This is a genomic window from Plantactinospora sp. KLBMP9567, assembly GCF_033446045.1.
Classification (GTDB): Bacteria; Actinomycetota; Actinomycetes; order Mycobacteriales; family Micromonosporaceae; genus Plantactinospora.
Window position 1 is genome coordinate 18,191 of the sequence record NZ_JAWQRR010000063.1, and the last position, 26,045, is coordinate 44,235.

The following is a 26,045-nucleotide window of genomic DNA, read 5'->3' on the forward strand; positions in this document are numbered from 1 at the left end:
GCCGCGGCCACCGCTTGATTTCGGGTACGACGTGAGCCACGCTCTGCGTCGGGTAGTGGACGCGGGCGCGTCAGGGGTGGCATCGACGCCTTACTCTGCATGCCGCAGCGGGACGCGGAGGGCAGGGGTCGGTGGCTGTCGTCGAGAGCCGGGTGAGCGTCTGGGAGGCTCTGGCCGGCCGTGCCCCGGGCAAACCCCTGGGACCGGCCGACCCGGGGCTGTGGACCGCCGTCGTCGAGCGGCTGAACCCGGCCCGGGCCCGTCCGGTGCTGCGCCCCGGCATCGAGCGCGCCGAACTGGTCTCGGTGCGTGGCGTTTCCTACGTGATGCTCCGCTCGCCGGATTCCCGGGGCGACACCTGCTATCTGCGGCTCTCCCCGGAGGAGTGGCGGCTGGCAGAGCTGATGGACGGGTCGCGCACCGTCGCCCGGCTGGTCGCCGAGTTCGCCCGGATCGCCGGCCGGCTGGCCCCGGACCAGGTCACCCGGGTCGTCGCCGACCTGGCCGGCAACCGGATGCTGGCCGAGCTGCCGGTGGACGCGTTCCGGCCGCTGGACCGGGTGCACCGCCGGCCCTGGCCGCTGCGGCTGGGCCGGGGGCTGCTCGCCGCCGCGAAGGGACAGCGCACGGTGGTGGCCGACGTCGACCGGCTGGTCGAGCTCGCCTACCGGGCCGGCGGGCGGCTGCTCTTCACCCGGGTCGCCGCCGGGCTGCTCGGCGCGGTGGGGCTGGCCGGGCTGCTGCTGTTCGGCTGGACGTGGTGGGCCGGCGACCAGTCGCTGTTCCTCACCGACGGCTCGTACGCGGTCGGCGCGGCGGTGCTGGTCGGGTTGAACGTACTCGCGCTGGCCTGCCACGAGCTGGGTCACGCGCTTGCCACCAAGCACGCCGGACGCCGGGTACCGGCCGCCGGTTTCCTGGTCTACTTCGGCATCCCGTCGGTCTTCGTCGACACCACCGACGTCTGGATGGCCGGTCGCCGCGCCCGGATGCTCACCACGGCGGCGGGCCCGGCGGCCGGGCTGATCCTGGCCGGTCTCGCCCAGCTCGTCGGCCTGCTGGTGCCGGAGTGGGCGCCGTGGACGTTCAAGCTCGCCTTCGCCTGGTATCTGAACGCGCTGTTCAACCTCAACCCGTTCCTTGCGCTGGACGGCTACTACCTGCTGATGGACTGGTTGGAGATTCCCAACCTGCGCGCCCGCGGCCTGTCCTATGTACTGGCCCGGCTGCGCCGCCGGCCGCCGAGCTGGGCCCAACTCGACCGGGAGGGCCGAATCGTCGCCCTGTACGGCACCCTGGCCGTGCTCTGGGTGGTCATCGCGGTGAACCTCGGCTGGCGGATCTGGACCGACCGGGTCGCCGGGCTGGTGCTCGGGCTGTGGCGGTCCGGCTGGCCGGCCCGGCTGCTGCTGGTCGCCGTGATCGCCGGCCTGGCCGCCCCGCTGGTCTACCTGGCCGCCGGCTGGCTCGCCCGGCGGGTCCGGCGGGTCCGCGCCGCCCTGGCGGAGCGGCGGCAGCGGCTGGACCTGCCCCGTCGACTGGACGCGCTGCGGAACTCGCCGCTGGGCCGGCTGCCCGAGGCGACCCTGACCGAGCTGGCCCAGCGGTCCCGTTGGGTACGGCCGCGAAGCGGGTCGCAGCTCGTCTTCGCCGGTGCCGCACAGTCGACGGTCTTCCTGGTGGTCGACGGCGCGATGGAGGGCCGGCGACCCGGCGACCCGGGTGGCCTGGTCCGGCAGCGGCTCGGGCCGGGTGGGGTGATCGGGCTGGCCAGTGCGCTCACCGGGGCGCCGGCAGCCCTCGACTGGCACACCGCCGGGACCGTGCTGCTGGGACTGCCCACCTCGGCGGTGGTCGCCGGGGTCGGGCCGCTGCCCGGCCCGCCACCCGCCGACCGGGCGGAGGCCGAGGCGCTGTTCGCCGAGGCACCGGCGCTGCGCGGGCTGAGTCACGAGGACCGGCTGGGCCTGGTCGCCGGAGCCCGGGTGTCGGCGGTCGCCGCCGGTGACCCGATCGTGCTCGCCGGGCCGAACGACGCGGTGGTGGTCGAGTCCGGGGTGATCGAGCTGCCGGACGGCACACAGCTCCGCCGGGGGACCCTGATCGGCCCCGCCGGGGAGGGCGAGCCGGGCACGGTGGCCACGGCCCGTACGCCGGTCCGGGTCTGGGCCCTGCCGGCCGTCCCCGGCCTGCCGCTGCTCTTCGGCACCTCGGGCGCGACACCTCCGCCGGCCGAGCCCGGTGCGCCGGGCAGCGCGCCCCGGGCCGGCGTACATCCCGACGGGGGCTATCCGCCGCTGGCCGCGCCACCCGGACCGCCGCCGCCCGACGCCGACCCTGACGTCGACCGCCGGTTCGAGCGCAAACTCTGGTGGCTGGTCCTGCTCCTCCTGCTGCTGGCACTGCTCAGCGCGGCGAGCAACCTGATCCCCGGCCCGGCCTGGGCGGAGATGCCCAGCGACCGGGCGCTGCTGCACGCCGACCAGGGTCGGGTCGACGCGACCGTGGACGGCCGGGCCGTGCGGCTGGCCGAGGGGGACCGGCGCTACGTCTCCGAGGGCGACCAGATCCGGGTACCGGTCCGGTCCCGCGCCGTACTCACCTTCCGGGGCGGCGCCACGGCGGTGTTCTGCGCCGGGTCCCGGGCGGTGCTCGGTCCACTGTGGAGCGACGGGGTGCGTACCGTCACCCCGCACGGCCGGCTGACCCTTGACACCGGCCGGATGCTCGCCGACACCGAGAGCCCGAGCAGCGCCTTCGCGCCCCTGTCGCTGCTGGTGGACCGGACCGGCGGTGGGATCGGCAACCGCGGAGCGGCCCGGTACGCGGCCTGGACCCGGGGCATCGAGGTCTCCACCGGCGAGGTACGGGTCACCGGGATACGCCAGCCGGAGAACCGACGCCCGCTGGCCTGCGGTGCCGGTACGACACCGGACGGCACCGGGTCCTCCCCGACCGGTACCCCGGGCGACCCCGGGTCGACGACGCCCGGTACGCCGGTCCCGACCCCCTCGCCGACGCCGTCTCCGACCGCGTCGCCCGGCACTCCCGGGCCGACCCCGACCACTGCCGGCAGCACCCCGACCGAGACCGCCAGCACCCCGGGCAGCACCCCGACCACCACCGGCCCGCCGAGGACCCCACCCCGCACCACACCACCACCCAGCACGGCCGCACCGACCACGCCGCCCGCCAACCGTCCACCCGTGATCAGTTGGCAGCGCGACCCGGGCGGGACGCTGAGCCAGCAGACCGCGACGGGCGGCTGCACCGATCACCCGACCACCACCACGGCCTCGGTGAACGTCTCGGACGACCGGGATTCGGGGCAGTCCCTGGTGGTCACCGTGCACTGGAGCGGCTTCGCGAGTGGCTCGGCCCGGATGTCCCCGGACGGCGCCTACTACGGCACCATCGGTCCGGTGCCGTTCTCGGGGCAGGACAACCGGGGCGGCACGCTCAACGTGTGGGTCACGGCGACGGACAGTCAGAAGGCGGGGTCCACCGTGCAGGGCAGCCCGATCACCGTGGCCGGCTGCACCCAGGTGACCATCAGGTGAGGAGTCGGAGTGCTCTGTTGGTTCTGTCCGAAGGCGGCGCGGGGCGGGTGCCGGTTCTGCGGGCGTGGCGTCTGCGAGGACCATGCCCGGTTCGGCCCGTACCTGTTGCAGGTGCACCGTTCGGAGGCGCGTGGCCGGGCCGAGGGACTGGTGGTGGAGGACGCCCTCCAGTGCGGTACCTGTCGACCCCGTCCGCAACCGGTGCCCATGCCCGAGTTGGACTGACCGTCCATGCCCGCCCACCTGGGCGATGTCCGCCGCTGGCGGTGCACGGCTAGCCTGGGAGCGCCCGGCGTGCTGAGGAGGCGACCGTGAGTGACTTCGACGACGTACTGGAACGGCTGGTCACCGATCCGGCGTTCGCCGCCGCGCTCGGTGTGGATCCGGTCAACGCCCTGGCCGGCTACCGGCTCGACGCCGACGAGCTGGCGCTGCTCCAGCTCCAGCTCGGCGGCGCCGGCGGTCAGCACGGCGTCGAGACCCGGGCCAACCAGTCGAGCCTGTTCGGCATGTTCACCCCGCTCGCCGGGCTGGCCGGCGCGCTGCCCGGAGTCGGGGAGATCGGCACCGCCGGCCCCGGACCGGTCGGGAGTTCCGGTGCCGCCGGATCGGGCCTGACCCAGGGTTTCGGAGCGGCGGCCAACCCCGGCCCCGGAGCACCACCGTTCGCCGAGGCGCCGGGCTGTGCCGCGCCGGTCGGGCAGCGCGGTGCCGGCGTACCGGTGGGTGGGCTGACCGGCCTCGGCGACGAGATCGGTCGGGAGATCGGGTCGGCCACCGACGGGGCGCTGGCGCAGCCGGCGGGCGGGCTGGCCGGCGCACTCGCCGACCCGGACGACGGGCTGGCCGCCGCGCTGGCCGATGCCGAGGTCGGGTTCGGGCCGGCGGCCGAGGTCGGGATCGGGGCCGCCCCGGAGGTGGGACCGCCGGCCGAGGTGGGCTTCGGACCGGCCGGGCCACTCCCCGGTACGGACGCCGAACCGGCCGTACCGGAGGGCTACCGGACCCGGGTCGACGTCGACGGTGACGGCGACTGGGACCGGCACACGTTGCAGGGCCGGGCCGACGGCGGGGTGGACATCCTGGTCGACCTCGACCGGGACGGCCGTACCGACTTCGTCGGGCACGACCTGGACGCCGACGGGTTGGTCGAGATCAGCGAGTACGACAAGAACCGCGACGGCTTCTTCGAGAAGCGGATGTACGACGACGACGGCGACGGCTGGATGGACCGGACGGTACGGGCCGAGCCGCCGCCCGCCGACGGCACCTACTGACCCGCCACCACGGCGCCCCGGTCCGGAAGCCGGTCCCCGACCCACGTCGGGAACCGGTCCCGGTCCGGCCCGGGAGGCCGTCCCCGATCACCTCGGGAGCCGGGGCAGCACGCCGTGCGGTGCCGTGGCATTATGCCGTCCGGCGCATCGGGTCCGGCCGTCCGGCGCAACGGGACTGGCGCGTAGCCCGCCGGCCCGTGACGATGGCGACAGGAGGTGGTCGCCGTGGTCAGCATTGCCACCGACCGGCTGACGAAGGTGTTCCCCGACGGCACGGTCGCGGTGGACGGCGTGAGCATCGAGGTCGGGTCCGGGGAGTTCGTCACCCTGCTCGGTCCGACCGGCTGCGGCAAGTCGACGATCCTGCGGCTGGTGGCCGGGCTGGAAGAGCCGACCAGCGGCCGGGTGCTGATCGACGGGAAGCCGGTGACCGCCGGGCCCGGTCCCAACCGGCAACTGTCGATGGTCTTCCAGGACTACGCGCTCTATCCACATCTGACGGTCGCTGAGAACATCCGCTTCCCGTTGAGCCTCGGCCCGGACTCCCCGGCCGGCGCGTCAGCCCGGGTCGCCGAGATTGCCGACCAGCTCGGCATCACCGGTTTGCTCGACAAGAGGCCGGGGCAGCTCTCCGGCGGGCAGCGGCAGCGGGTGGCGATGGCGCGGGCGATGGCGGGGGAGTCCCGGGCCTTCCTGCTCGACGAGCCGCTTTCCAATGTGGACGCCGGGCTCCGCGCCGAGCTGCGTACCGAGGTGGCCGCCCTCGCCCGTCGACTGGAGATGACCACCCTCTACGTGACGCACGACCAGGTCGAGGCGATGACCATGGCCGACCGGGTCGCGGTGCTGCGCCGGGGCAGACTCCAGCAGATCGGACCGCCGGGCGAGGTCTACCGGGACCCGCACACCCTCTTCGTCGCGGCCTTCCTCGGTACGCCCCGGGCGAACCTGTTGCAGGCCGCCGTCTACGCGCCCGACGGCGGAGTGCTGCTCGACCTCGGATCGCAACTGATCGAGCTGCCACCCGAGGATCCCCGGGTACGCCCACTGCGCGAACGGCACACCGAGCGGGTCACCCTGGCTTTGCGCGCCGACGCGCTCAGCCCGGTGCCGGACCCGTCCAGTCCGGCGCCGGTGCTGCGGGGCGTGGTCCGGGCGGTCGAGAACCTCGGTCACGAGGCGCTGGTGCACGTGACGACCGACACGGTGCCGACCCCGTCGGCACAGGCCACCCTGGACAATCCGACCAGCGGCCAGCACCTGTCCGAGCTGCTCGCCGACGACCTGCCGACCGGGCACCCGGTGCGCGACCGGCTGGCCCGGATGATTCCGCATCCGCGACCCGAGCAGCCGCCCGCCACCGCCCGCACCGAGTACGGCTTCTATCCCGTGTACGACCCGGAGCTTCGCGGCGAACCGGCCGACGCCGGTGAGGTGGTGGTCCGGGTACCCATGCCGGTGCTGCCCCGGGTCGGAGAGTCGATCACGCTCGCGGTCGACCTCGACCAACTGTTGCTCTTCGACAGCTCCGGCGACCGGATCCGGCTGGGTTGACCGTGAGCATGGCGGTGTCGGCGCGGCCGGTCCGGGCGGTGCCGTTCAGCCCGGCGGTGCCGGCGCGGTCGCGGCCGCGAGCTGGTGCCGGGCCCACATCAGCGCGAACCCGAGCAGGTTGAGTCCGCGCCACCGGTCCGGGTCACCGGCCCGGGGATCGTCGGCGGCGAGCCCGATCCCCCAGATCCGGTCGATCGGGCTGGCCTCGACGAGGATCCGGTCGCCGCTGCCGAGCAGATAGTCGCGAAGGTCGGGGTGCCGGCCGAACTTCGCCACGTTGCCCGCCACGACCAGGTCGAACCGGCACTCGTCCCACCGCGCCTGGTCGAAGCCGCGCACCCGCTGGCCGAGCGCCTTGGCCGCGCCCGGGGTCGGTGCCCGGAGGATCTGGTCGACCATCGCGGCGTCGTCGAACAGCCGGGCCTTGCCAGCCATCATGAAGTGCTCGGCGGTGGCGTACCGGACGCCGTCGACCAGGAACGGGGAGGGCCACCACTGGCTCAGACAGCCGGATCCGGTCGCGCCGAGGCGCCCCGGCTGGTGCCCCCAGAAGAAGAGGTACTTCGGCCGCGCGCCGCCGGAGAGCAGCGTACGGAGTTCGTCGACGGTGCGGGGCGGTGTCGTACGGGCGACCATGGTTGGCAGCGTGGCAGACCGTCGGGCCGGCGTACCACCGGTTTCGGCGGCGCGACCGCCGGCTGCCGGGGCCCGCCCGGTTCACACCGCCCTGGCCAGCCGGAGCAGGGCGGCGTCGAGCAGTTCGGCGTACTCGGCTGAGATCGAGCCCTCGTCGCGACGGACCGTGACCTTGTCACGCAGCAGCGACACCTGACCGGCCAGATCCGCCGTCGCGTCGCCGGAGTCGGCCCGGAGGTTGCGGAGCTGGTTGCGCAGGTCCACCCCGGCGTGGCCCCGGATCTCGTTCGTCGCCACCCCGTCGTCGACGATCCGGTAGAGCTGGGCCATGACCTCACTGATCGGCGGCGGCGGGATGTTGGGATTGCCCCCCGTACCCGGTTGCCCGCCCGGGGCCATCGTGGACGGTGGCCCGGCCGTCGATATCCCGGGCGCCGGAGTGCCGGCCGGGGTCGGCGACGGCGTCCCGTCCGGTCCGGCGGTCGTCGCCCCGGTCGTCGGCCGCGACTCCGGCTCGTCCCCGAGTGCGGAGACGAGCACGACGGTGGCGGTGAGCGCGACCAGCACGGCGGCGGCGACCAGCAGGACCCGGCCGGGCCGGGGCGGTTCGCTTACCGGCCCCGTCCTGTCCCGCGGTGCAGCCGTCCGCTGCGGATCCGTCGCGGGCCGATCCTCCGGCGCCGCGTGCGGTCCGGCCGGGTGCACCGGCGAACGCGACTCCGGCGGAGCCGGCGGAGTCTCCTGTCGTGTCACCGGACCGCCCTGGTGCGCCGTCGCATCGTCCCGCCGGGCGGTCACGGGAGTGCTGGGTGGATGCGGGGTCTCCGCCGACAGCGCCGCCCCGTCTCGTCGGGCAGCCGCGGCGTTCGGTGGGCCCGCCGGCCGAGCCACCACCGGAGCCGGATGCGCCGTCCCAGCCACCGGCGGTCCGGCCACCGTCCCATCCACGGCCGTCCCGGCCGCCGCCACCGGCACGGGCGTGCCGGGTGCTGCCGCGTCCACCGGCGTCGCGTCCGCGTCCACCGGCGTCGCGTCCGTCTCCACCGGGGTCGTGTCCGTCTCCACCGGGGTCGTGTGCGCTGCCGTCGCGTCGACCGCCGTCGCGTGCGCTGCCGCATCCGGCGGCGTCGCTCGCGCTGGCGTCGGTGGCGCCGCCGCTGCGGGGACCGACGCCGCCAGCACGCTGGTGGCCGGCGACGGCACGGGTATCGCCGCCGGCACCGTGCCGGGCCGGGTGTGGCCCAGCACCGCACGTCGCGGATCGGCGGCCAGCAGTTGCTGGCGCAGCAACTCGCCGACCTGTGCGGCCGTCGGCCGCTCGACCGGATCGCGGGCCAGACAGCGCAGGCAGACGTCCGCCACCGCCGGCGGCAGATCGGGTACGCCGGCCAGCGTCGGCTCCGTCCCCGCCTCCAGCGCCCGGGTCAGTTCCTCCCAGGTGTCGGCCGGGAAGGGCACCCGGCCGGTCAGGGTCTCGTGGAGCAGCACGCCCAGCGAGTACGTGTCGGTCGCCGGCTGGGCCGGAAGCCCGTCCAGCCGCTCCGGCGCGACGTACGCCGGGGTGCCGAACGTCTCGCCGTCCTCGTCCTCGTCCGGGGCGCCGACCTGGGTGGCGATGCCGAAGTCGAGCACCTTGGCGCCGGTCGCGGTCATCATGATGTTGGCCGGGGTGATGTCCCGGTGCACGATGCCCAGCCGGTGGGCGGCGGCCAGCGCCTCGGCCACCTGGGCGCAGATCTCCACCGCCGTCTGCCAGGGCAGCGGGCCGGCGGTGAGTTCGGCCTTCAACTCCTCGCCGGTCAGCAGTTCCATCACCACGAAGGCGGTGATGCCGCCGTCCGGTCCCAGGGTCTCGCCGTAGTCGTGCACGGCCGTGACGTGCGGATGCACGAGCTGCGCGGCGGCCCGGGCCTCCTCGCGGACCATCTCCCGGAACTTCGCGTCGGCGGCGAGTGACGCGGCGAGTACCTTCACCGCCACCACCCGGTCGAGTACCTCGTCCCGGGCGCGCCAGATCACCGACATACCACCGGCGCCGATCCGGTCGATGAGCCGATACCTGCGGGCGAGCAGGCCGCCCGCCTGCAACGCTGCCATTGTTGGTCGCACCTGCCTGCAAGAGTCGGGGGTCGCATCAGGCTGTGTGGGGGGTCGTATCAGGCTCCGTGACTGGCTACCTCCTGTCAACGGCGGACCAACAGCCGGACACAGCCAGGTTTGTCATGACACGCCAACCGCGGAACGCCACAGCCGGCCGCTTTCACCGACGGCCCGCCGCACGCATCGACGGACGGTAGCTCCGATGCGCCGAACGGTCGATGCAGGTGGGGTCCGGCCGGCCCGGCGCGTCCGGGTGGGCAGCCCGTGCCAGGATGAACGGCATGGTCAGCGGTCCGGTGGCGTTCGTGCTCGGCGGGGGTGGGGTGCTCGGCGCCGTCGAGGTCGGCATGCTGCGGGCGCTGTTCCGGGCCGGCATCCACCCCGATCTGGTGCTCGGCACCTCGATCGGGGCGGTGAACGGCGCACTGGTCGCAGCCGACCCGTCCGAGGCGGTCACCGACCGGCTGGTCCGGCTCTGGGCCTCGCCCGAGGCGAGCGAGGTGTACGGCGACTCGATCGCCCGGCAACTGCGCCGCTTCGCCGCCCGGACCCACCTGCACTCGCCGCGCCCGCTGCGCCGGCTGCTGGAGGCAGAACTCGGCGAGCACACCACCTTCGCTGACCTGAAGGTGCCGTTCCGGTGCTGCGCGGCGAGCATCGAGCGGGCCGCCGAGCACTGGTTCGGCACCGGCCCACTGGTGCCGGCCGTGCTCGCCTCGGCCTCCGTACCCGGGCTGCTGCCACCGGCCCGGATCGACGGTGAGCACTTCGTCGACGGTGGCATCGTCAACTCGATCCCGATCGGCGAGGCGGTGCAGTCGGGTGCCAAGCAGATCTTCGTGCTCCAGGTCGGCCGGATCGAGCGGCCGTTGAGCCCGCCCCGCCGGCCGTGGGAGATCGCCCAGGTGGCCTTCGAGATTGCCCGGCGGCACCGGTTCGCCCGGGAGATGGCGGCGTTGCCGGACGACGTGGACGTACACGTGCTGCCGACCGGGGGGCTGGGGCCCCGGGACGACACCCCGTGGGCGTACCGGGACATGGCGGCGGTTGGCCGGCGGATCAGCCGGGCGTACACGGCATCCCGGCGCTATCTCACCGAACATCTGGACCTCGGCTGATGCCGCTGCCGCCGAGGTGGGTCCGGCGAACCCTGCTCGCTCCCGGTACGGTGCTGCTCGCCGTACTGGTGGTGACGACGCTGCCGGTGTGGCTGATCATCGCCGCGGCGGCCTCGCCGCTGGTCCCCGGCTACCTGCGCCCGCTCCGGGTGCTCTGGGTGGGGATCGTCTACCTGGTCTGGGACGCCACCGCGCTGGTCGCGATGTTCGGGCTCTGGGTCGGCTCGGGCTTCGGCTGGCGCAAGCGGTCGCCGGGCTTCCAGCGCGCGCACTACGTACTCGCCGGGTGGTTTCTCACCGTGCTGTTCTGGCAGGCCCGGTGGACCCTGCGGCTGCGCATCGACGTCGTCGGCACCGACCCCGACACGGCGCTGCCCGGCCGTCCCGAGCTGGTGCTCTGCCGGCACGCCGGGCCGGGTGACTCGTTCATCCTGATCCACGCGCTGGTCAACTGGTTCAAACGGGAACCGAGGATCGTGCTGAAGGACACCCTCCAGTGGGATCCGGCGGTCGACGTACTGCTCAACCGGCTGCCCAACCGGTTCATCGCGCCCTGGCACCGCCGGCAGACCCGGGTCGGCCCGGCCGAGCAGCTCGGCCCGCCGAGGGAGAGCCTGGTCGAGCAGATCGGCCACCTCGCCCGCAACCTCGACGAGAACGACGCCTTCGTGATCTTTCCCGAGGGCGGCAACTTCACGCCCCGGCGGCGGCTTCGCGCCATCGACCTGCTCCGGTCCCGTGGCCTGGAGGACATGGCGGACCGGGCCGAGGCGATGCGGCACGTGCTCGCCCCGCAGCCCGGCGGGGTGCTGGCCGCACTGGACGCCGCACCCGACGCCGGAGTCATCTTCGTCGCGCACACCGGGCTGGACCGGATGCTCACGGTGGCCGACGTGTGGCGGGAACTGCCGATGGACAAGCGGATCGTGATGCGGTTCTGGTCGGTACCGCCGGACGAGGTGCCGAAGGAGCGCCAGGAGCGGATCGACTGGCTCTTCGACTGGTGGGCCCGGATCGACGAATGGGTCGATGCGCATCGGGGCGACACCGATCCGGCGTAGGGTGCCCGGCGTGGACCAGATCTGCATCGTGACGACGGTGGTGGACGCGCGGGCCGTCGCGGATGTGCTCGCCGCCGCTGCGGTCGCCGGTCGGCTGGCGGCGTGCGCGCAGGTGACCGGGCCGGTGGACAGCACCTACTGGTGGGAGTCGCGGATGGAGACCACCCGGGAGTGGACGGTGGTCTTCAAGACTGCCCCGGACCGGGTGGAGGCGCTCATCGACCAGGTACGGGCCGCGCACCCGTACGAGGTGCCGGAGGTGCTGGTGACCTGGGTGGAGGGCGGCAACCCGGACTACTCGACCTGGCTGCACGAGCAGACCCGCCCCTGACCGCGGCCGGACCGACCGGCCGAGTCGACCCGGTCGGGATAGCCGCGCCGGGATAGGTACGCGCACTCTGTGAACCGGCTCGGCGTCGGCCGATCATGGCACCGTGACCGCTCTCGCGAACGCGTACCCCTGCCCGGTCTGCGGTGCCGGTGCCGACCTGGCGACCGGATGTCCGGGCTGCGGCCGGGCACCGGACCCGACCGCCGCCGAGGTGATCCGGCTCGGTGCCGAGATCGCCGCGCTCGGCGGCCGGGTGGAGCGGGCGCGGCAGGCGTACCTCAGTCTCGACGCCGCGCTGTGGCAGCTCCGGCGGCGCCGCGACGTGCTGGCCGAGCAGGTCCGGGCGGCGGCCGCGTCCGCCCGGGTCCCGGCGGCCGGCGCTCCCGGTGCACCGGCCGCCGTCGCCGCCTCCGGGCCAGCGGCACCGCCGGCTCCCGCACCGGTACGCCCGGAAGCCTCCACCCGGACCGTGCAGAACGTGCTCTTCATCCTCGGTGGGCTGCTGGTCGGCACGGCGGCGATCGTCTTCACGGTGGTGGCCTGGGCCACGGTCGGCGTCGGCGGCCGGGCGCTGATCCTCGGCACGCTGACCGGGCTGGCCCTGGCCGCGCCGCTGCTCGCCCAGCGGCGCGGGCTGACCGCCACCGCCGAGACGTTCGCGGCGATCGGCCTGCTTCTGGTGGTGCTCGACGGGTACGCCGGATGGACCGTGGACCTGTTCGGCGTGGCCGGCTGGCCGGCGGTCCGGTACGCGGCACTGGTGCTCGGGGTCGGCGCCCTGGTGGCCGGTGGTTACCACCGACTGACCCGGCTCGCCGCACCCGCGTTCGCCGGCCTGCTGCTGGCCCAGCCGGTGATCCCGCTGCTCGCCTACGACGCGGGATTCGGCGCCGCTGGCTGGACGCTGGCGCTCGCCGGACTGGCAACGGTCAACCTCAGCTTGACCCGGGGGTGGGGTGGGGGGGGGGGGGGGGGGGGGGCGCGCGCCGGCGGGGGCGGGCGGCCGCGGGGGGGCGGCGGGGGGGGGGGGGGGCGCGGCCGGGGGGCCCCGCCCCGGGGGGGCCCCCGGGCCCGCCCCCTGGGCCGGGTACGGGGTGGCCGGGCTCGCCTCGGCGCTGTGCGGGACGCTGGCGGTGGTCACCACGGACGGCCCGCTGGCGGTACTCGCCGGTGGTCCGCTGCTGGTGGCCGCCCTGCTGCCGATCGCCGGAGCCGTCCGGCTGCGCAGCACCGCCGCCGGAGCCGGTGCGGCGGTCGTCTTCGTGGTGGTGCTCGCGGTGGCGCTGGTCCGGGCCGCCGCCGAGACGTCGTGGCCGCTGCTCGGCTCGGCCGCCGGAATCGTCGTGCTGCTTGCCACCGCGATCGCGGCCACCGCCCGGTGGCTGCCGGCGGGAATCCGGGTCGGCCCCCGGGCCGGCGGCCTGGTGGTGGCCGGCGCCCTGGCGGTGCTGACCGGCGCGATGGCGCTGGTGGTCGCGGCGGCCGTGGCGCTGCGCTCGCAGCCGGCGTGGCGGGCGGAGTTGGCCGCGCGGTCGGGGCCGTTCGACTGGCAGCTTCCGGTGGCGCTGGTGCTGGTCGCGGTGGCGCTCGTCCTGCTCGGCCGGCGGCGGGACCGGTCACTGATCCTGCTGGCCGGTGCGGTGTGCACGCTGCTGGCGGCGCCGGCCGCGCTGGCTCTGCCCTGGTGGGTCGTCTCCGCCCTGGACCTGGGGCTGGCGGGCGCCCTCGCGCTGGCCGCCGCAGGGCCCGGCCGGCCGTTCCGCTCGGCGCTGCCGATGGCGGTCGCCGCCGTGCCGCTGGCCGGGCACGCGGTACTGGTCGGACTGGCCCGACCGACCGGTGCCGCCGCGGTCTTCGGCGGTCTCGTCCTGTGCGGCGGGGCGGTCGCGCTGACCGCACTGCGTCGGGCCGCCGCCCCCGCGCCGGGACCGGAGGGTGCTGCCACACCGCCAATCCCGGCGTTCCGGCGGGTGGTGGGCGGCACCGGGCTCGCGGTGGCGGTACTCGCCGTTCCGGGGACCGTCCTACTCGGACTCTTCGCCGCCGACGTGCCGCCGTGGTGGCAGGCCCGGGCGGTACTGGCCAGCGCCGTACTGCTCGCCGCCGGGCTGGTACCGGTGCGTCGGGCGGTCCCGCACTACCAGCCGTACGCCAACGCGGCGCTGGCGACCGTCGCGCTGGCGGTCGGCCTGGCACCCGGGCTGCCCGGCGTCGGCGAGCCGGCCGGCCCGTACGCCGCCGGGGCGCTGCTGCTCAGCCTCGGCGTGTGGCTGTCGGGCCGGGGCCGGCCGGCGGACTCGACCAGCGGAGCCGGACGGCCGATCGGGGGCGTACCGGCACTGGTCTCCGGGGCGGTCCTGTTCGTCCGGGCCGCCGTGGTGGCGGTGCCGGCGGTGCTGACCGTGCTCGTCGCCCCGTACGACTGGCTGGGCCGGATCTGGTCGGGCCCACCGGCCGGGGTGGGGCTGCATCCGGCCGGGATCGGCGTCGCGCCGGCCGGCTGGCGGCTGGACGCCGCCGCCACGCTGACCCTGCTGCTGCTCACCGTGGCGGCGGCGGTCGTCGGCTGGGCCCGGCGGCATACGGTCCGCGCCGCCGCGCTGGTCGCGGCACCGCTCGCGGTCAGCACGGCGCTGGTCGGGCTGGTGGCCGCCGGGGCACCCTGGCCGACCGTGCCCGTGTCGAGCCTGGTCGCCGGAGTCGCCGGCCCGCTCGCCGCGGCGCTCCGGCGCGGCGCCGGCCGCAGGCAACCTGGTCCGGGCGGCCCGGGCCGGCCGGAGGTCTGGCTGGTGCCGGTGGGGGTGGCGTTCGGGGCGGCGGGCTTGGCCGGGCTCTTGCCGACCAGGCCCGGCACGCTCGCCGGGCTGGCCCTGGTCGGCGCGGCGGGGCTGACCGCCGGGGCGCTCGGTCGCACTCCGGCGGCCCGGGTGGCGGGCTGGCTGACCGGTGTTGCCGGCGCGGCGGCGCTGGCCGGCACCGCCACGGTCGCCGCCGACCTGCCGTTGCGGATCACCGCACTGGTGGTGCTCGGCGTCGCCGCGCTGGCCCTGGCCGGCAGCACGCTCCTGGCCGGCTGGCGACCACTCCGGGCCGGGACGGTCGCAGAGGGGCCGCCCGGGGCCGGTTCAGCCGGTTCGGCCGGTTCGGCCGGCAAGGGGGCGCCCCGGGCCAGGTTGGCCGCAGAGGGGCCGCCCGGGGCCGGTTCGGCCGGTTCGGCCGGTTCGGTCGGCGAGGGGGCGCCCTGGGCCAGGTCGGTCGCTGAGGGGCCGCTTGCGGCCGGTTCGGTCGGCGAGGAGTCGTCGGGGGCCGGTTCGGTCGGGGTGGGGGCACCCGGAGTCGGTGCGCGTGCGGTGGGGCCGGCCCGGCGGGCCGAGGCGATCGCCGTCGAGGCGGCCAGCCACACGACCGCCGGAATCGCCCTGCTGCTGACGGCCGGCGAGATCCGGTACGCGGCGGCGGTCTGCACGCTCTGGGGCGTGGCGCTGGGGCTGCGTGCCCTGCGTCCGGCCGAGCCGATGGCGCACCGCTGGGCCCGGGCCGCAGCGGCGGGTGGTGCCGAACTGGTCGCCACCTGGCTGCTGCTCGCCTCGGTCCGGGTGGCGCTGGTCGAGGCGTACACCCTGCCGGCGGCGGTGCTCGGGTTGCTGGCCGGCTGGTTGGCGCTGCGGGCCCGGCCGGCGCTGAACAGTTGGCTGGCGTACGGGCCGGGGCTGGGTGCCGCGCTGTTGCCGAGCCTGGTCTCGGTCATCGTCGCCGCCGACCAGCCGTGGCGGCGGCTGCTGCTCGGTGCCGGTGCACTGCTGGCGGTGCTGGCTGGTGCCCGGTGGCGGCGCCAGGCGCCGGTGCTGCTCGGCGGTGCCGTCCTGGCCGTACTGGCCCTGCGGGAGATGGTCGACGTGTGGGACCGGCTGCCCCGGTGGATCTTTCTGGCCGTGGGCGGTTTCGCCCTGATCGGACTGGCGATGACATACGAGCGGCGGCGTCGCGATCTGCACCGGCTACGCTCGGCCGTCAACCGGATGAACTGACCGGCGCGTCGAGCGGGCGCCCGGGCTCGTGCGGTGGTGCTACCACTACCCCGGATACGGGGGTTTTCGGGGTTACTGAGTGCAAGATTTCCCCGGAGACTGGAGAAGAGCGCTCCGCCGACCGGCGTGGCGAGAAGCGACGTTGGGAGCTTACAAATGGCGGTCCTCGCTGCCGTGCCAGAACCGGAGATGCGTCGAGGCAGTGATTACTCACGGTTATCTCGACGGATCAGTGCGGCCGGCCTGATGGAACGCCGCACCGGCTGGTATGTGGCCCGGATCGCGCTCACCGTCGGGCTCTTCGTCGCCGGCTGGGCCGCCTTCGCCGTCGTCGGCGACTCGTGGTGGCAGATCCTGGTGGCCGTGTTCCTGGCCGGCGCCACCACCCAGGTCGCCTTCCTCGGGCACGACGCCGGGCACCGGCAGATGTTCCGGAACCGGAAGGCCAGCGAGGTGGCCGGGCTGCTGGCCGGCAACCTGGCGGTCGGGCTCAGCTACGGCTGGTGGATCGACAAGCACAATCGGCACCACGCCAACCCGAACCACGAGGACGACGATCCGGACGTCGGGGCGGGCGCGCTGGTCTGGACCGACGAGCAGGCCCGGGCAACCCGGGGCTTCGGCCGGTGGCTGGCGCAGCGGCAGGCGTACCTCTTCTTCCCGATGCTGTTGCTGGAGGGGTTGGCCCTGCACGTCTCCAGCGTCCGGGCGCAGACCGACGGTACGCCGATCCGGCACCGCCGGGCCGAGGCGCTGCTGCTGGCCCTGCACGCGGTCGGCTACCTGGGTGCGCTCTTCACCGTGCTCTCGCCGGGGAAGGCGCTGGTCTTCCTCGCCGTCCACCAGGGGCTGTGGGGGCTTTACATGGGCTGCTCGTTCGCGCCGAACCACAAGGGCATGCCAGTGGTGACCGCCGAGGACGACCTCGACTTCCTGCGTAAGCAGGTGCTCACCTCGCGCAACGTCCGCGGCGGGGTACTGGTCGACTTCGCGCTGGGCGGCCTCAACTACCAGATCGAGCACCACCTGTTTCCGAGTATGCCCCGGGTGAACCTGCGCCGGGCCCAGCCGATCGTCGCCCGGTACTGCGCCGAGCAGGGCATCCCGTACGAGGAGACCGGGCTCTTCGACTCGTACCGGCAGGCGTTGCGGCACCTGCACTCCGTCGGCGCCCCGCTGCGGGCCGAGGTGGCCGCGGCGCGGAAGAACGCCGGATAGTCGGCGGTGGACGGGGGATCGTGGGGCGGCCCTGGGCGGGGCCGCCCCACGCGTGCTGTCTGTCCGGGTACCGGCGTCAGGCGTCCAGCAGGCCGAGTAGTTCCGTCGGCATCTCGACGACGTCCGAGGACTTCGGCGCGGTGATCTCGACCGGCTTGCCGAAGTTGTCGTAGCTGACCTTCATGTCACCGATCAGCGGCGAGACGCTCGCGGTGTCCGCCGCGATCTCGACCAGCCGGCCCTGGCCGTCGAGGGTGGCGGTGAAGGGCACCGCCGTCACCTTGTCGCCGAACATCTTCAGCGACTCCGGGTCGGCGGTCGGCGACTTGGTCAGGTCGAGGGTGCCCTTGAAGCCGCGCTCGCCGTCCCGGGCGACGTCGACGATGCCCTTCATCAGGTTGTTCACCCCCAGCGGGTCGTCCTCCGGCATGATGTCCAGGGTGCTGCCGGCCTTGATCTTCGAGGCGTCGACCCGCATCCATTCCTTGGGCAGCCCTGGCAGGCCGGCGTACTTCACGAAGAGGTCGTCGGCGAGCAGAATGATCTTGAAGTCCATCGACTGTCCAGGGACGTCGAGCTTCATGGCCAGGTTGGCCTTCTTGCCCTTCGGGTCCATCGCGCCCTGCGCCGACATTACCGACATCTTGAGGCTGACCGTGAAGGTGTCCTCGTTCAGCTTCTTCACCGACGCGGCGAGGGCGTCGGCGGCGCTCACCTCCGCAGCCGGGGCGCCGTTCCCGTTGCTTCCCGGCTCGGCGCCGGGCCGGGCGCAGCCCGTGGTGCCGACACCCAGCACGGTGACGAGGGCCAGGCCGGCGATCGCCAGCCGTCGAATCTTCATCTGGTGCTTCCTCCCCGTAACAAAGGCCATGCGCAGTCACCTGCCGTGGCCAGGCGCCGGACAGCGTAGCGCTCGCCCACCAGTGGCGGCGCACCGATTTCCGTCGGCGGTACCAGCCCCAGTGGCTCTGCCGCCGCCGATGCCGCAGACCGCGACCGAGAGGACCGGCCAAGCGGGGAGCCGGCGGCGGGCCGGGTCAGGGGCTCACCGTAAGGGCGTCGATGCGGAGGGCGTTCCAACGGTCGACCAGGGGTGATGGCACCGCCGTACCGATCGAGTTGGACACCACGGGAGGGAATCTCGGCGGTAAGGTCTGGCCATGGCAGAGGTGCTGGACGCTGAGGCGGTGCGGACCGAGCTGGCCGGGCTGGAGGGCTGGGTCGGTGATCCGGCCGGCATCGCCCGTACCGTCGAACTGCCCGCGTTCCGTGACGCGATCGGTGTGGTGGACCGGGTGGCGGTGGTCGCCGAGGAAATCGACCACCATCCCGACATCGACATCCGGTGGCGCACGGTGACCTTCCGCTGCGCGACCCATTCGGTGGGTGGGGTGACCCGACGTGACGTCGAACTGGCGCGGCGTATCGACGAGATAGTGCGGGGAGCGGCGTGAGATTCGAGATAAGCAAGGTCCTCGACGCGATCGAGGACCGGGTCAGCACGGACCCGTCCCTGGTGCGGGCGGTGCTGGACCTGGCCGAGGTGGTCCGCTACCAGGACCTCGACGGCGGCCGGCCGGCCAGCACCATGCGGCTGGGCATGGTCATCGACGCGCTCGGGCGGCACCTGGAGGAGGACAACGTCCCGGTGTACGCGGTGGTGCACCGCGCGCTGCTCAGCGACGCCGACCTCACCTCCAACGAGCGGATGGTGCTCCGGCGGTGGGCCGACAACGGCCTGGTCGAGGTGCTCGTCAACCCCGGCGACCGGGTGTTGGAGGTGGCCGACCTGCTCGGCCTGCCGGTGCTGAGCCGGGGCCGCTTCGACGGCATGTCCGGGCGCTTCCCATGGGTGACCAGCGCGCCGGGCCGACTGCTCGCCCCACTGCCCGGGGCCGGCGGCCCGGTGCTGGCGCAGCGGGTGAAGGGCAACGTGCCGGCCACCGGGCCGTCGCCGACCGGCCGGAAACTGCTCGCCCGCACCTGGCGGTGCAAGGAGCCCGGCTGCGTACTGTTCGGCGGTGGCGGCGGGGGTGGCGCCTTCGCCGACCTCGCCGAGATCGACCGCAAGCCGAGCGGCCAGCCGCCGCCGACGCTGCGTACCGGGATGCCGACCTGTCCCCGGCACGACCAGCGGCTCAGCGACGCCGGGCCGCGGCCGAACGAGGAGGTGCTGTCGATCCGGATCGGCGGCATGGTCCGGCGTCGGTTCGTGGTGACCGCCGAGCGGCCGGTGGTGGTCGGCCGGGCGCCGGACGACTCCGGCGGGATCCGGCTCGGCCAGTGGCTCAACGACGAGGCGCGGCGCTGGATCAGCCGCAGCCACGTCCGGTTCGAGCTGCGCGGCGGCGACCTGGTCGCACAGGACGTCAGCACCAACGGCTCCGGCGTACGGCCGGGTGGGTCGATGGACGAGGCCGAGCGGGTCGCGCTGGCCCGTCAGCAGTCCCGGGTGATGCGCAGCGGCGACATCGTGGAGCTCTATCCCGGGGTGCAGGTGGGGCGGTCGAACACCTGGAACTCCGGCGGCATGACGAACCCGACCTCGGTGATGGCGGAGGCGCCGACCATGGCGATCCGGCTGCCCGACCGGGGCTGACGACCGATCGGGCCGGCCCGTCCGCCATCGGACGGGCCGGCCCGGTGCGGCCGGTTCAGCACAGTACGGCGGCGCTGGTTCAGCGCAGTACGGCGGCGAGCTGCTCCAGCACGTGGTCCAGCTCGGGCGCCTCGACGACGAGCGGCGGCGCGAGCCGGAGCGTCGAGCCGTGCGTGTCCTTGGCCAGTACGCCGCGCTCGGCCAGCCGCTCGCACGCCTGCCGCCCGGTCATCAGCGCCGGGTCGATGTCGATGCCGGCCCAGAGCCCCCGGCCGCGCACCGCGACCAGGCCCTCGCCGACCAGCCCGCGCAACCCGGCGTGCAGCCGCGCGCCCAGCTCCGCCGAGCGGCGCTGGAACTCGCCGGTGGCGAGCAGCCGGACCACCTCGGTGGCGACCGCGCAGGCCAGCGGGTTGCCGCCGAACGTCGAGCCGTGCTCGCCCGGCCGCAGGACGCCGAGCACGTCCGCGTCGGCCGCGACCGCCGAGACCGGCACGATGCCGCCGCCCAGCGCCTTGCCGAGGACGTACATGTCCGGCTTGACGCCCTCGTGGTCGCAGGCGAAGGTCTCGCCGGTGCGGCCCAGCCCGGACTGGATCTCGTCGGCCACGAAGAGCACGTTCCGTTCCGTGCAGAGCCGGCGTACCCCGGGCAGGTAGCCGGGTGGCGGCACCACGACACCCTGCTCGCCCTGGATCGGCTCCAGCAGTACGGCCACGGTGGTCTCGTCGACCGCCTCGGCCAGCGCGGTGAGGTCGCCGTACGGGACGATCCGGAACCCCGGAGTGTACGGCCCGAAGTCGTCCCGGGCCTCCCGGTCGGTGGAGAAGCTGACGATCGTGGTGGTACGCCCGTGGAAGTTGCCGTCCGCGACCACGATCGTGGCCTGCCCGTCCGGTACGCCCTTGACCCGGTAGCCCCACTTCCGGGACACCTTGATCGCGGTCTCCACCGCCTCGGCCCCGGTGTTCATCGGCAGCACCAGGTCCTTGCCACAGAGCTGGGCCAGCTCCCGGCAGAAGTCGGCGAACTGGTCGTGGATGAACGCCCGGCTGGTCAGGGTGAGCCGGTCGAGCTGGGCGTGCGCGGCGGCGACCAGCGTCGGGTGCCGGTGCCCGAAGTTCAGCGCCGAGTAGCCGGCCAGGCAGTCGAGGTAGCGCCGGCCGTCGACGTCGGTCACCCAGGCGCCCTCGGCCGAGGAGATCACCACCGGCAGCGGGTGGTAGTTGTGCGCGGTCCAGCGCTCCGCCTCGCGTACCGCCTCCGGCGTCCGCGGCGCGTCGTCCGCCTCCGGGGTGCGGGGCAGGTCGTCCGCCTCCTGCGAGCGCAGCACGTCGTCCACGATCACTTGGTCGCCTCTCGTTCCCGCAGCACCAGGGTGCAGCACTTCGGTCCGCCGCCAGCCTTGCGCAGCTCGGACAAATCAACACCAATTGTGTCGTACCCGCGTGCGCGCAGCGCCGCCGACAGTCCGGTGGCCTGGGCCGGAAGTACGACGTGCCGGCCGTCGCTGACCGCGTTCAGGCCGAGCACCTCGGCGTCGGCCATGCGCGCCAGCACCGCGTCGGGGAAGAGCCGGCGCAGCACCGCCCGGCTGCCCGGCGAGAACGCCTCCGGCAGGTACGCCACGGTCTCGTCGTCGAGCACGCAGAGCGCGGTGTCCAGGTGGTAGAAGCGCGGGTCGACCAGTTGCAGGGTGATCACCGGGCGCCCGAAGACCTCCTGGAGGTGGGCGTGCGCGGCGTGCGAGGTCCGGAACCCGGTCCCGGCGAGCAGCAGCTCGCCGACCGGCAGGATGTCCCCCTCGCCCTCGTTGACGTGCTTCGCCTCGTGCACCTCGAAGCCGGCCCGGTCCAGCCAGCCGGCGTACGCCGGGGCCTCGTCGGCGCGCTGCGGGTCGCGGAACTGCACCGCCAGCGCCCGGCCGTCGAGCACGGTCGCGCCGTTCGCCGCGAAGACCATGTCGGGCAGCCCGGGCAGCGGCTCGATCTCGTCGACCGTGTGCCCGAGGCCCAGGTACGCCTGCCGCAGCGTCTCCCACTGCCGCAGCGCGAGTGCGGTGTCGATCGGCGCGGCCGGGTCCATCCAGGGGTTGATCGCGTACTCGACGGTGAAGTACGTCGGCCGGCACATCAGGTAGTGCCGGGTCTGCGCCGGGCCGGCCGGGGTACGCCCGCTGGTGGCGATGGCGTCCAACGTCATGGTCCTGCTCCTGGGGTCGGGCGCGCCCGGCCTCCGTACGGCTCACAGGCTGGCGCCGAACCCAACGCTATGCGGGCCCGACCGGCGGGAACCACCGCGGAGGATTGCTTGTCGCGGCTGATCGTTGCGTATCGGAAGGGAGACAGCGGCGAACCGTTGCGTGGGACCCCGTACCCGGCCCCGGACGCACTTCGGGAGCGGCGTCTTCGCCGCCCCCGAACATGTGCGCTCAGGTGGTGAACCACCACCGGCTGGCGGGGCCAGAGCGGTGCACCACCGCTCCGCGCAGGTTCTTACCCGATCAGAACCGGTCGACAAACTGTGAATCAAGCCACTCGCGGAACCGGACGACGGTGTCGCCGTCGGTGTTGGGCCAGTCGAACTGGCCGGTCATCGCCAGCACGGCGACGACGACAGCGCCGACCCCGAGGACGATCCCGATCAGCGCCTCGGTCCGGCCGGCGATGTGCCGGCGGGCGGTCGCGGAGACACCGCCGACGCCGAGCAGCAGGGCGAGGGTGCCGAGCACGATGCCGTACCCGGCGAGGGCGCCGGCCAGCACGAACGCGGCGGCGGCCACCCCGAGGACCAGACTCAGCGTGGCGAGCATGCTGGCCCGGGGACGCGGACCGCGGTCGACCACCACGGGCTCGGTCTCCGGCGTACGCTCGCCGAGCCCGCGCTCCGGTTCGTCCGTGCGATCGGTCTCGCGCCGGGTCTCGGTCTTCGTCGCGACCCGGGGAGTCGGGGCGACCGGCGGAGCCTTCTGGGGCGCCGTGTCGGGCTCGGCGACGGTGGTCCCGGCCCGGTGCTTCGCCGTGTCACCGGTCCGGGCGGCGTCATCGCGCTCCTCGGTCCGGCTGGCCGGTCCGGTATCCGGGCGCGCGGGGTCGGCCACCGTGGCGGTGCCGGTCGGCCGCTCGTTGCGGCCGTCCGGGCGCTCGTCACGGCCGTCGACGCGACCGTCGCGGTTCTCGTCCCGCGCCGGCGCCGGCTCCGATTGGCGCATCAGTGATGGAATCCTGACCACAACACACCTCCTGATCCATGCGTGGAGCCTCGTCGATGGCGTCTACGCAGCATTGGGATCGGTGTACCCCGATGGCCGATCCACCACACCTGCCGAGGGCGGGGCCGGGTGGTGGCGCACGGGCGGGGCGCGGCCCGCGCTGCCGGTTCGGTCGTATCGGACCACCCGGTTGTCCGACCGGGCACGCCGGGGCGGTAGCCTCGCCACGGCAATTCGGAGGAGCGCTGACTCAAGGGTGGGAGCCATGGCGCTGGAACGGGGTAGTTCCGCGATCGGGCAGGCGGGGCAACTCGTCGGGGCCGCCGTCGGTCGGGTCGCTGCGGCACCCGCTCCCGGCGCCTTCTCCGATCTGGACACCAGTGCGCCGGCGACCGGCCCGAGCGGTGGCGCCGGACAGACTCCCGGACCGGGTACGCCCATCGAGGCCGGGCCGGCCACATCGGCCGGTGACGGCTCGGCCGCCCCCGACGGTGGCTCCGGCCCCGGTACGGCACCGGCGAGCTTAGGCGCGGTGTTCACCGCCTTCGTCCTGATCGGAGCCGCCGGGTTCGGCTCCTGGACGATCTGGTCCAGGGGTGGCGGCGCGGAGACGATGCAGCCGCCGGACACCGTCGCCGTCTTCGGCGTACTGATCGTCTTCGCCGCCGCGGTCGAACGGATCCTGGAGCCGTTCTCCCGGTGGCTGCCGGGACGCCGGGTCGAGGGGGCGGCCCAACGGGCCGAGGCCGAACTGGCCAACCTGTCCCGCGAGGCGACCCCGGCCGAGCAGGCGGCGGTGGCCGCACTGCGCGAGCAGGCGGACCGGGGTCGGGGCAACCGCACCGTCGTCGCCTGGGGGATCGCGGTCGCGGTCGCGACGCTCGCCTCCACGGCCGGCGGCTTCTATCTGCTGCACGCGATCGCCGGGCCGGAATGGAAGGGCCTGCCGGTCTGGGTCGACGGCATCGTCACCGGGATCATGGTCGGCAGCGGCACCAAGCCGATGCACGACCTGATCAGCCGGATCCAGCCGGGCGGCGGCGCTCGCCCCTGAGCCCGGTCGCCCCCTCCCATAGTTTGCCGACCGGGATCCCGCGCGGGCGCCGCCGCCTCGGCTGCCGGTGCCACTCGCGCGGAACCGGCCGCCGTCGTGATACGGAAGCGGCGATTGCCGACAGACCGATCACCAGAAAACGGCGTAGAGATGCGTAGTAGGTGGGTCGAAGGCGAGTAGGGGATGCGTGGAAGGCGAGTAGGGAACCACTCTGCTGCTGACATTTCCGCATCCGATGCCGGTCGAGGACCGGCCACCTGGCGAACTACTCAATCCGACTTCATCGTGCGCCGATCGACGAACCCGTCGGCACTCTGCCGGGTTGCCGGCCGGTTTCCGGCCTATGGTGCCGCGGGACGAGCAGCACTTTCGGCTTCTGCGGATGACGACGGACCGGGCGTAGACCGGCGAACTGGACGTAGATCTCACGTCGCTGGACGGCCTCGCCGTATTCGTCGAGCGTGTAGCCGGTGAGCCAGCACCAGCCGGGATAGGTGGGCCTTTCGTCCACCCTGGTCACCCGGAACAGCAGTGCTCGCCGACCACCGAACTGTACGCTCGCAGCCGCCCCGACCTGCACCACCATTCCGGGGCGGGGTGGCTCGTGCATCAGGGCACCGGGATGAGAAAGCCGGGCCCGTTCGGGTCGAGTCGTACCCAGCAGTTGGCGGCATCGCCGCACACGGGGCATCTCCCGAACCGATCGGGGCTGTGCGAGTCGGCCAGCAGATAGCTGTTGACGAGGATGTCGGCCGACGTGTACGGCGGTGGATCCGCAGCCCGGTCGGTCCAGGCGATGAAACGATTGTGTAACCAGCCGGCCGGAACATGCCGCAGATCCTCGGCTGCGTTGACGAGATGATGGGCCAGGTAGTACCTGAGTGAGACGATGCTGCCGGCGAACTCCGCCCGTAGCTGTCGTCTTCGGACCGCACAGGGCCAGTCGTCGCCGCATCCGGTGCAGGTCCACAGCGGAGCGGCAGGATCGTGGTCCCACATTTCCGTTGCCCCCGCCTGGGTCGTCAGAGGTTCGGCTGCCATGCAATCGATGCTTTACTAGAGCGCGAAACAATGCAATATTACGTCTTGGCTGAACGATTTCCCTCTAACGATCTGTAATTACCTGAATCACAGAGAGTACTCAGTGGACATTACATATCGAATGAAAGGTTCACTCGAAAGGTAATACCGGAAGGGGGAGTGTAGTGCAGGCAGGGGTGGACTCCACCGTTCCTCGCAGAGAGCTGGGGCGGCACCTACGCCAGCTCCGCGAGGAGGCCCGGCTCACCATCAAGGTGGTGTCCGAGGCGTTGGAGTGGTCGATGCCGAAAATCTGGCGGATCGAGAGTGGGGCGACCAGCATGCGTTCGCTGGACGTCGAGGCGATGTGCCGCATATACGGTGCGTCACCACAAATGACCGAGGCCCTGACCGGGCTGGCGAAGGAAACCAGGGCACGCGGCTGGTGGCACTGCTACGGCGACGCCATCCCCGGATGGTTCGAGCCGTACGCCGGGCTGGAGGCGGCGGCCAGCCATCTCCGGATGTACGAGCCGCAGTTCGTCCCGGGCCTGTTGCAGACCCCGGCGTACGCCACGGAAGTGCTCCGGATCGCCAGTCCCGAACTCGGGCCGGCCGAACGCGAGCGGGCGGTCGAGGTCGAGCTGGCCCGACAGGAAATCCTCAATAGACGGCGTGGACCGGCTCCGCAGCTCGACGTCGTCCTCGACGAGGCGGTGTTGCGCCGGGCCGCCGGCAGCGGGCAGATGATGGGCGAGCAGCTACGGCACCTGGTGGCCGTCAGCCAGCAACCGAACATCTCGGTCCGGGTGCTGCCGTTCTCGGCCGGGCTCTACCGGGCCGAGTGCGCCAACGGCGGCTTCGCCATCCTGGAGTTCCCGAAGGACGGACTCGGGCGGCGCACCGAGCCGCCGATCGTCTACAGCGGCGGTCTGACCGGTGCGCTCTATCTGGAAAAGCCGCACGAGGTGGACAGCCACGCCGCCGTCTGGCGCGACTTCGAGGAGATCAGCCTCACCGAGGAGCTGTCCCGGAAGCTGATCACGACGGTTGCGGAGGAATACGGCGGGTGATCCTGGAGCACGGCCTGGCCGTGACAGCGGGTCAGTCGTACGGGGGAGGGGAGTAACAGTCGGCAGCCTGCCGTACTCGCCGGTGTGGGGAGACAACGGCGACGGGCAGGTCAGCCCGTGAAGTGTCGGACCGAGCCGTCGGACCAGGTTCGGTAGCCCGCCGTTGCCCGGGACCGGGCCGGCGGGGGTGGAGTGCGGACGGCCG

Annotated in this window: 21 protein-coding genes; 12 read left to right on the forward strand and 9 right to left on the reverse strand. The window is 73.7% G+C overall.

Annotated features, from left to right (window positions below; genetic code table 11):
- The first annotated feature begins 131 nt into the window (after positions 1 to 131).
- From R6Y94_RS42735 to R6Y94_RS42745, 3 genes are all read left to right on the forward strand, one after another.
- A complete protein-coding gene (locus tag R6Y94_RS42735; RefSeq protein ID WP_318402918.1) occupies positions 132 to 3,560 on the forward strand; it encodes a cyclic nucleotide-binding protein in 3,429 nt (1,142 codons plus the stop codon).
- Positions 3,561 to 3,871: 311 nt separating this feature from the next.
- Positions 3,872 to 4,837 (forward strand): hypothetical protein, encoded by a 966-nt coding sequence (locus tag R6Y94_RS42740; RefSeq protein ID WP_318402920.1) that lies wholly within the window; start codon positions 3,872 to 3,874, stop codon positions 4,835 to 4,837.
- Positions 4,838 to 5,062: 225 nt separating this feature from the next.
- The gene (locus R6Y94_RS42745) at positions 5,063 to 6,391 is read left to right on the forward strand and encodes an ABC transporter ATP-binding protein (protein WP_318402922.1); all 1,329 of its coding nucleotides are present in this window, start codon (positions 5,063 to 5,065) and stop codon (positions 6,389 to 6,391) included.
- Between the two features lie 45 nt (positions 6,392 to 6,436).
- Here the strand turns inward: R6Y94_RS42745 and R6Y94_RS42750 are convergent, their stop codons facing one another.
- Together R6Y94_RS42750 and R6Y94_RS42755 are read right to left on the reverse strand one after the other, a co-directional pair.
- The gene (locus R6Y94_RS42750; protein ID WP_318402923.1) at positions 6,437 to 7,027 is read right to left on the reverse strand and encodes an NADAR family protein; all 591 of its coding nucleotides are present in this window, start codon (positions 7,025 to 7,027) and stop codon (positions 6,437 to 6,439) included.
- An 81-nt stretch (positions 7,028 to 7,108) separates the two neighbouring features.
- A complete protein-coding gene (locus R6Y94_RS42755; RefSeq protein ID WP_318402925.1) occupies positions 7,109 to 9,124 on the reverse strand; it encodes a serine/threonine-protein kinase in 2,016 nt (671 codons plus the stop codon).
- A gap of 284 nt (positions 9,125 to 9,408) precedes the next feature.
- Between R6Y94_RS42755 and R6Y94_RS42760 the strand changes: the two genes are divergently transcribed.
- From R6Y94_RS42760 to cutA, 3 genes are read left to right on the forward strand one after another with little or no spacing between them, the layout of a single operon-like run.
- Positions 9,409 to 10,245: a patatin-like phospholipase family protein gene (locus tag R6Y94_RS42760; RefSeq protein ID WP_318402927.1), complete on the forward strand. Its 837-nt coding sequence runs from the start codon at positions 9,409 to 9,411 to the stop codon at positions 10,243 to 10,245.
- Positions 10,245 to 11,306: a 1-acyl-sn-glycerol-3-phosphate acyltransferase gene (locus tag R6Y94_RS42765; protein WP_318402929.1), complete on the forward strand. Its 1,062-nt coding sequence runs from the start codon at positions 10,245 to 10,247 to the stop codon at positions 11,304 to 11,306. Before R6Y94_RS42760 ends, R6Y94_RS42765 begins: the two co-directional genes overlap by 1 nt.
- Positions 11,307 to 11,316: 10 nt before the next feature.
- On the forward strand, positions 11,317 to 11,637 hold the full coding sequence (gene cutA / locus R6Y94_RS42770) for a divalent-cation tolerance protein CutA (protein ID WP_318402931.1): 321 nt from the start codon (positions 11,317 to 11,319) through the stop codon (positions 11,635 to 11,637).
- A gap of 93 nt (positions 11,638 to 11,730) precedes the next feature.
- On the opposite strand, the gene R6Y94_RS42775 is transcribed toward cutA, so the two are convergent.
- Positions 11,731 to 12,282 (reverse strand): hypothetical protein, encoded by a 552-nt coding sequence (locus R6Y94_RS42775; RefSeq protein WP_318402933.1) that lies wholly within the window; start codon positions 12,280 to 12,282, stop codon positions 11,731 to 11,733.
- Between the two features lie 449 nt (positions 12,283 to 12,731).
- On the opposite strand from R6Y94_RS42775, the gene R6Y94_RS42780 reads away from it, so the two are divergent.
- Together R6Y94_RS42780 and R6Y94_RS42785 are read left to right on the forward strand one after the other, a co-directional pair.
- Positions 12,732 to 15,665, forward strand: a complete 2,934-nt coding sequence (locus tag R6Y94_RS42780; RefSeq protein WP_318402935.1) for an SCO7613 C-terminal domain-containing membrane protein — start codon at positions 12,732 to 12,734, stop codon at positions 15,663 to 15,665.
- 156 nt (positions 15,666 to 15,821) lie between these two features.
- Positions 15,822 to 16,883, forward strand: a complete 1,062-nt coding sequence (locus R6Y94_RS42785; protein ID WP_318402936.1) for an acyl-CoA desaturase — start codon at positions 15,822 to 15,824, stop codon at positions 16,881 to 16,883.
- A gap of 76 nt (positions 16,884 to 16,959) precedes the next feature.
- Here R6Y94_RS42785 and R6Y94_RS42790 read toward each other — a convergent pair whose 3' ends face one another.
- The gene (locus tag R6Y94_RS42790; RefSeq protein WP_318402938.1) at positions 16,960 to 17,724 is read right to left on the reverse strand and encodes a hypothetical protein; all 765 of its coding nucleotides are present in this window, start codon (positions 17,722 to 17,724) and stop codon (positions 16,960 to 16,962) included.
- 319 nt (positions 17,725 to 18,043) lie between these two features.
- Here R6Y94_RS42790 and R6Y94_RS42795 point away from each other — a divergent pair, with 319 nt between their 5' ends.
- Both R6Y94_RS42795 and R6Y94_RS42800 read left to right on the forward strand, forming a co-directional pair.
- Positions 18,044 to 18,337, forward strand: a complete 294-nt coding sequence (locus tag R6Y94_RS42795) for a 4a-hydroxytetrahydrobiopterin dehydratase (protein ID WP_318402939.1) — start codon at positions 18,044 to 18,046, stop codon at positions 18,335 to 18,337.
- Positions 18,334 to 19,482: an FHA domain-containing protein gene (locus tag R6Y94_RS42800; RefSeq protein WP_318402941.1), complete on the forward strand. Its 1,149-nt coding sequence runs from the start codon at positions 18,334 to 18,336 to the stop codon at positions 19,480 to 19,482. Before R6Y94_RS42795 ends, R6Y94_RS42800 begins: the two co-directional genes overlap by 4 nt.
- A gap of 79 nt (positions 19,483 to 19,561) precedes the next feature.
- On the opposite strand, the gene rocD is transcribed toward R6Y94_RS42800, so the two are convergent.
- From rocD to R6Y94_RS42815, 3 genes are all read right to left on the reverse strand, one after another.
- Positions 19,562 to 20,788, reverse strand: coding sequence for an ornithine--oxo-acid transaminase (rocD, locus tag R6Y94_RS42805; RefSeq protein ID WP_318403000.1), 1,227 nt, complete (start codon positions 20,786 to 20,788; stop codon positions 19,562 to 19,564).
- A gap of 38 nt (positions 20,789 to 20,826) precedes the next feature.
- Complete coding sequence (gene ddaH, locus R6Y94_RS42810) at positions 20,827 to 21,684, reverse strand: dimethylargininase (RefSeq protein WP_318402943.1); 858 nt, start codon at positions 21,682 to 21,684, stop codon at positions 20,827 to 20,829.
- 301 nt (positions 21,685 to 21,985) lie between these two features.
- Positions 21,986 to 22,693 carry a thrombospondin gene (locus R6Y94_RS42815; RefSeq protein WP_318402945.1) on the reverse strand — a complete coding sequence of 236 codons (708 nt, stop codon included), beginning with the start codon at positions 22,691 to 22,693 and terminating at the stop codon, positions 21,986 to 21,988.
- 265 nt (positions 22,694 to 22,958) lie between these two features.
- On the opposite strand from R6Y94_RS42815, the gene R6Y94_RS42820 reads away from it, so the two are divergent.
- Entirely contained in the window at positions 22,959 to 23,747 is a 789-nt protein-coding gene (locus R6Y94_RS42820) for a hypothetical protein (protein ID WP_318402947.1), read from the forward strand.
- 280 nt (positions 23,748 to 24,027) lie between these two features.
- Here R6Y94_RS42820 and R6Y94_RS42825 read toward each other — a convergent pair whose 3' ends face one another.
- Both R6Y94_RS42825 and R6Y94_RS45515 read right to left on the reverse strand, forming a co-directional pair.
- Positions 24,028 to 24,333: a hypothetical protein gene (locus R6Y94_RS42825; protein WP_412103008.1), complete on the reverse strand. Its 306-nt coding sequence runs from the start codon at positions 24,331 to 24,333 to the stop codon at positions 24,028 to 24,030.
- Positions 24,334 to 24,356: 23 nt separating this feature from the next.
- Positions 24,357 to 24,788, reverse strand: coding sequence for a hypothetical protein (locus tag R6Y94_RS45515; RefSeq protein ID WP_412103009.1), 432 nt, complete (start codon positions 24,786 to 24,788; stop codon positions 24,357 to 24,359).
- Positions 24,789 to 24,952: 164 nt separating this feature from the next.
- Between R6Y94_RS45515 and R6Y94_RS42835 the strand changes: the two genes are divergently transcribed.
- Positions 24,953 to 25,840 (forward strand): helix-turn-helix transcriptional regulator, encoded by an 888-nt coding sequence (locus R6Y94_RS42835; protein ID WP_318402949.1) that lies wholly within the window; start codon positions 24,953 to 24,955, stop codon positions 25,838 to 25,840.
- The last annotated feature ends 205 nt before the right edge of the window (positions 25,841 to 26,045 follow it).

What these genes read in the sequence shown, in the direction of transcription:
- R6Y94_RS42750 (WP_318402923.1), bottom strand. Translation starts at nt 7,027, where the DNA reads ATGGTCGCCCGTACGACACCGCCCCGCACCGTCGACGAACTCCGTACG.
- R6Y94_RS42755 (WP_318402925.1), bottom strand. Translation starts at nt 9,124, where the DNA reads ATGGCAGCGTTGCAGGCGGGCGGCCTGCTCGCCCGCAGGTATCGGCTC.
- R6Y94_RS42760 (WP_318402927.1), top strand. Translation starts at nt 9,409, where the DNA reads ATGGTCAGCGGTCCGGTGGCGTTCGTGCTCGGCGGGGGTGGGGTGCTC.
- R6Y94_RS42765 (WP_318402929.1), top strand. Translation starts at nt 10,245, where the DNA reads ATGCCGCTGCCGCCGAGGTGGGTCCGGCGAACCCTGCTCGCTCCCGGT.
- R6Y94_RS42785 (WP_318402936.1), top strand. Translation starts at nt 15,822, where the DNA reads ATGGCGGTCCTCGCTGCCGTGCCAGAACCGGAGATGCGTCGAGGCAGT.
- R6Y94_RS42790 (WP_318402938.1), bottom strand. Translation starts at nt 17,724, where the DNA reads ATGAAGATTCGACGGCTGGCGATCGCCGGCCTGGCCCTCGTCACCGTG.
- R6Y94_RS42795 (WP_318402939.1), top strand. Translation starts at nt 18,044, where the DNA reads ATGGCAGAGGTGCTGGACGCTGAGGCGGTGCGGACCGAGCTGGCCGGG.
- ddaH (WP_318402943.1), bottom strand. Translation starts at nt 21,684, where the DNA reads ATGACGTTGGACGCCATCGCCACCAGCGGGCGTACCCCGGCCGGCCCG.
- R6Y94_RS42815 (WP_318402945.1), bottom strand. Translation starts at nt 22,693, where the DNA reads ATGCGCCAATCGGAGCCGGCGCCGGCGCGGGACGAGAACCGCGACGGT.
- R6Y94_RS42820 (WP_318402947.1), top strand. Translation starts at nt 22,959, where the DNA reads ATGGCGCTGGAACGGGGTAGTTCCGCGATCGGGCAGGCGGGGCAACTC.
- R6Y94_RS42825 (WP_412103008.1), bottom strand. Translation starts at nt 24,333, where the DNA reads ATGGTGGTGCAGGTCGGGGCGGCTGCGAGCGTACAGTTCGGTGGTCGG.
- R6Y94_RS45515 (WP_412103009.1), bottom strand. Translation starts at nt 24,788, where the DNA reads ATGGCAGCCGAACCTCTGACGACCCAGGCGGGGGCAACGGAAATGTGG.